The sequence below is a fragment of the Stenotrophomonas sp. 05L414_2 genome (genome assembly GCF_056397905.1).
In genome coordinates this window covers 1-5,004 of sequence record NZ_JBFTOJ010000237.1, presented here as the reverse complement: position 1 = coordinate 5,004, position 5,004 = coordinate 1, and the positions used below count along the sequence as shown (strand labels likewise).

Genomic DNA, 5,004 nt, shown 5'->3' with positions numbered 1-5,004 from the left:
CTGGAAGGACTTCATGCGCATTCAACCGACTTCGCACCGCCTTTCGAAACCCACCCTTGGATATTGCCTGGCAATTGGACTGGCAACCTGCCTGACCAGTTTGCCGGCGAACGCTGCGAGCTGGCTGGTCCATGATGCCGCCGAGTTCGCCACCGCCGCTGCCGCACTGCAACCCGGCGATGAAATCGTGCTGGCCGATGGCACCTGGACCGATGCGCGCCTGCTGCTGAAGGGCCAGGGCACCGCCGCCGCACCGATCGTGCTGCGCGCGCAGACGCCGGGCAAGGTGATCCTCAGCGGGGGGTCGGACCTGCGCCTGGCCGGCAGCTACCTGCAGGTCTCCAACCTGGTATTCCGCAACGGCTACACCCCGGGCGACGCCGTGGTGGCGTTCCGCGAGTCGAGCAAGGCAGTGGCCAGCCACAGCCGCGTCACCGGCCTGGTCATCGATGACTACAGCAACCCCGATGGCAGCGACCAGGACTACTGGGTGTCGCTGTACGGCAGCAACAACCGCCTCGACCACAGCCAGCTGCGCGGCAAGACCAACGCTGGCCCGACGGTGGTGGTGGTGCGCGATGCCACCCAGGGCCTGGACAACCAGCACCGCATCGACCACAACTGGTTCGGCCCGCGGCCAGCGCTGGGCGTCAATGGCGGAGAGACGATCCGTGTAGGCACCAGCGACACCTCGCTGAGCGATTCCAACAGCACGGTGGAGAACAACTGGTTCGAGGGCTGCGATGGCGAGACCGAGATCGTCTCCAACAAGTCCGGCGGCAATACCTTCCGCGGCAACGTGTTCTATCGTTCGGCCGGCGCGCTGACCCTGCGCCATGGCAACGGCAACCGGGTGGTCGACAACCTCTTCCTCGGCGACGACAAGGCCGGCACCGGCGGCGTGCGCATCATCAATGCCGACCAGACCGTCAGCAACAACTACTTCGAACGGCTGGCCGGCTCCAGCAACCGCTCGGCACTGGCGGTGATGGATGCACAGGCCAATCCGCCGTTGTCCGGCTACGCGCCGGTGGTCAACGCGACCATCAGCCGCAACACCTTCGTCGACGTGGCGAAGATCAGCTTCGGTGTGGGCCATGACGAAACCAAGGGGATCGTGGTTGCCGCCAGCAACAGCCACTTCAGCGGCAACCTGATCGTCAACCGCACCAGCAAGAATCCACCGAATGCGGCCAGTTCGCTGGCCGGCATCGCCTTCAGCAACAACGTGCAGTCGCCGCAGGCCAGCAGCGTATTCCCGGGCGGGGTGAGCAGCGCCAGCATCACCCTGCAGCAGGCCGCCAGCGGCCTGTGGGTGCCGGCAACGCCCCTGCCCACCATCGGCGCCGATCCGGCGCTGGCAATGACCCCGCGCGAACAGACGGGGGTGGACTGGTATCCCAAGGTGGGCGAGGTTGCCCTGTCACGCACCAGCACCGGAGTTGATCGATGAGGTTGCAGCCACTGTCCCTTTGTTCCCACCGTCTGGCGATCGCCCTCGCCCTGGCCGCTCCCTTCGCCCTGTTGCCGACGGCACCGCTGCATGCGGCACCTGCCGCAGCCGCGCGACAAGGCGATACCGCGCCGGTACTGGTGACCGCCGCGCAGTGGCAGCAGATGGCCAGCGAAGGCAGCCGCTATCCGTGGTTCGCCAAGGAACAGGCGCGTACGCAGAAATCGCTGCAGAAGATGATGAAGGCCGGCATCGACGTGCCGGTGCCGAAGGACAAGGGCGGCGGTCGCACCCATGAGCAGCACAAGCGCAACTACCRGGCACTGCTGGCCGCCGGCACCCTGTACCGGCTGACCGGCGACAAGGCCTATGTCGCCTATTCGCGCGACATGCTGCTGCAGTACGCCAAGCTCTACCCGACCCTCGGCCCGCATCCGGAAGGACGCGGACAGATTCCCGGCCGGGTGTTCTGGCAGGTGCTCAACGATTCGGTCTGGCTGGTCAACGCCATCCAGGGCTACGACGCGATCCGCGATGCGCTGTCGCCGCAGGATCGGCAGACCATCGAATCGCAGGTGTTCCGGCCGATGGCCGAGTTCCTGGCCAGCGAGCCGAAGAACTACGACCAGATCCACAACCACGCGACCTGGGCGGTGGCCGCCACCGGCTTGACCGGCTACGTGCTGCGTGATCGCGAACTGGTGGAGAAATCGCTGCGCGGCAGCCGCAAGGATGACCAGTTCGGTTTCCTGCGGCAGATCGACCTGCTGTTCTCGCCCGATGGGTATTACGAGGAAGGCCCCTACTACCAGCGCTATGCGCTGGCGCCGTTCCTGCTGTTTGCCAACGCGATCGAACGCAACGAGCCGCAGCGGAAGATCTTCGCGCGCCGCGACGGCGTGCTGCTGAAGGCGGTGGACGTGCTGGTGCAGACCAGCTACGACGGCCTGTTCTTCCCGATCAACGATGCGATCCTGGACAAGGGCATCGATACCGAAGAGCTGGTGGCTGGCATCGGCATCGCCTATGCGCAGGCCGGCGATGACCGTCTGCTGTCGGTCGCCCAGCAGCAGAAACGCCTGCTGCTGTCGCCGGAAGGGCTGCAGGTGGCGCAGGCGTTGGCAGCCAACAAAGCCAAACCGTTCGACTACCGGCCGATGCTGCTGCGCGACGGCCCGGACGGTGAACGCGGCGGCCTGGCGATCCTGCGCATGGGTGGCGAACGCGGCCAGGCGCTGGTGCAGAAGGACACCATGCAGGGCATGGGCCACGGCCACTTCGACAAGCTCAACTGGCTGTTCTACGACAATGGCAACGCCGTGGTGACCGACTACGGCGCGGCGCGCTTCCTCAACGTGGAAGCCAAGCGCGGTGGCATCTATCTGGCCGAGAACCGCAGCTGGGCCAAGCAGACCGTGGCCCACAACACGCTGGTGGTGAACGAGCAGAGCCACTTCAAGGGCGACTGGAAGCGCGGTGAGGAACTCGCCCCGCAGGTGCGCTTCTTCCAGGCCGACGCAGATACCCAGATCGCCTCGGCGACGATGCGCGATGCCTATCCGGGCGTGGTGTTCACCCGCACCCAGGCACTGCTGCGCCACCCCGAACTGGGCCTGCCGGTGGTGCTGGACCTGCTGCAGGTGCACGGCGACAAGGCTGCACGCTACGACCTGCCGCTGCACTTCAACGGCCACATCGTCACCACCGGTTTCGAGGCCGAGCATTTCCCTGCCCAGCGCCCGGTGCTCGGCAGCGACAACGGCTACCAGCACCTGTGGCTGGACGCACGCAGCAAGGCCGGCAGTGAGCCGCGCACGCTGGCGTGGCTGCTCGACGGACGCTTCTACACCTACCGCTTCGGCAGCAGTGCGCCGGCGCAGGCGTTGCTGGTGGAGAGCGGTGCCAATGATCCCGAGTTCAACCTGCGCCGCGAACCGGCGCTGCTGCAGCGCGTGGAAGGACAGAAGGATGTGACCTTCTTCAGCGTGCTGGAGCCGCATGGCGAGTACAACGGCACCGCCGAGTACGTGCACGGTGCCGACAGCCGCATCAAGCAGATCATCCGCACCCGCGGCAATGATGCCGAGGTGCTCGAGCTGCGCCTGGCCAGCGGCGCCCGCATCGCACTCGGCGTGGCCGACGACAGCGACGCGAAGGGCGAACACAGCGTGACGGTGGATGGCCATGCCTACCGCTGGAGCGGCAGCCATGCGCGCATGGACCGCAGCAAGGGTGAGGCACGATGAACGGCCCCTCGGCCGTGGCCACGCTGCGCAAGGTGCCGGTGCGCTCGGCCGTGCGCTGGCTGATCGTCGGCCTGATCGCGGTGGCCACGGTGATCAACTACATCGACCGCAATGCACTGGCGGTGATGTGGCCGGAGATCGCCAGGGAAGTCGGCGCGACCAAGGACGATTACGCACTGCTGGTGACCGTGTTCATGCTGTTCTATGCCGCCGGCCAGTTCCTGTTCGGGCGCCTGTTCGACATGATCGGGACGCGGCTGGGGTTCGCGTTGTCGATCAGTGTGTGGTCGATCTCGATCGCGCTGCATTCGGTCACCCACTCCATGCTCTCCTTCAGCGTGGTGCGGGCGATGCTGGGCATCAGCGAAGCCGGTGCCTGGCCCGGCGCGGTGAAAGCCAATGCCGAGTGGTTCCCCGCGCGTGAGCGTGCCCTCGCACAGGGCATCTTCAACGCGGGCGCGTCCATCGGTGCCATCGTTTCGGCGCCGGCCATCGCCGGCCTGTACCTGTGGCTTGGCTGGCGCGGCACCTTCGTACTGGTCGGTGCACTTGGCTTCCTGTGGCTGTTGCCATGGCTGTTCGTCTATCGCGCCGGCCCGGACAAGCATCCGTGGGTGAGTGACGCCGAGCGGCGCCTGATCATGGAAGACCAGGCTGGCCAGCAACGCGTGGATGCACCGAAGGTCAGCGTGCGTTCGCTGCTGGCCCACCGGCAGAGCTGGGGCATGCTCGCCTGCCGTTTCCTGCTGGATCCGATCTGGTGGCTGTTCGTATCGTGGCTGCCGATCTATCTGGCCGAGACCTTCGGCTTCGACATCAAGCAGATCGGCCTGTTCGCCTGGGTGCCCTTCGTCGGCGCCATGCTGGGCAGCCTGAGCGGCGGCTGGCTGTCGGGGCGCCTGATCAATGCCGGCCAGAGCGTGGACCGTGCGCGCAAGCTGTCGATTTCGCTGGGCTGCGTGATCATGGCACCGGCCCTGCTGGGCGCGGTACTGGCCAACCAGCCGCTGTTTGCGGTGCTGGCGATTGCAGCAGTGCTGTTCGGTTTCCAGATCGCCATCGGCAACATCCAGACCCTGCCCGGCGATCTGTTCGATGGCCGCTCGGTGGGCACGCTGGCCGGTCTCGGCGGCCTGGCCGCCGTAGCCGGAACGTTGATCACCACCTGGCTGGTACCGGTGCTGACCCGCCATTCCTATGCACCGATCTTCATCCTCGTCGCCGCACTGGTGCCGCTGTCGCTGGCCGCGCTGTGGTGGTGGACCGGACCGATCCACAAGCTCGACCGCACCGACGGTTGAGCCC

General features: G+C 66.4%; 3 protein-coding genes. All 3 read left to right on the top strand.

Annotation, left to right across the window (positions count from 1 at the left end; genetic code table 11):
* The first annotated feature begins 100 nt into the window (after positions 1 to 100).
* The 3 genes from AC1DJN_RS20720 to AC1DJN_RS20710 are packed head-to-tail and all read left to right on the top strand — an operon-like array spanning position 101 to position 5,000.
* Positions 101 to 1,453 carry a polysaccharide lyase 6 family protein gene (locus AC1DJN_RS20720; RefSeq protein WP_234003379.1) on the top strand — a complete coding sequence of 451 codons (1,353 nt, stop codon included), beginning with the start codon at positions 101 to 103 and terminating at the stop codon, positions 1,451 to 1,453.
* Positions 1,450 to 3,699 (top strand): oligoalginate lyase, encoded by a 2,250-nt coding sequence (locus AC1DJN_RS20715; protein WP_478040035.1) that lies wholly within the window; start codon positions 1,450 to 1,452, stop codon positions 3,697 to 3,699. The genes AC1DJN_RS20720 and AC1DJN_RS20715 overlap by 4 nt, the downstream gene beginning before the upstream one ends.
* Entirely contained in the window at positions 3,696 to 5,000 is a 1,305-nt protein-coding gene (locus AC1DJN_RS20710) for an MFS transporter (RefSeq protein WP_033831792.1), read from the top strand. Before AC1DJN_RS20715 ends, AC1DJN_RS20710 begins: the two co-directional genes overlap by 4 nt.
* Positions 5,001 to 5,004 lie beyond the last annotated feature (4 nt).

Coding starts and splice junctions, on each gene's coding strand:
- AC1DJN_RS20710 (WP_033831792.1), top strand. CDS start 3,696: ATGAACGGCCCCTCGGCCGTGGCCACGCTGCGCAAGGTGCCGGTGCGC.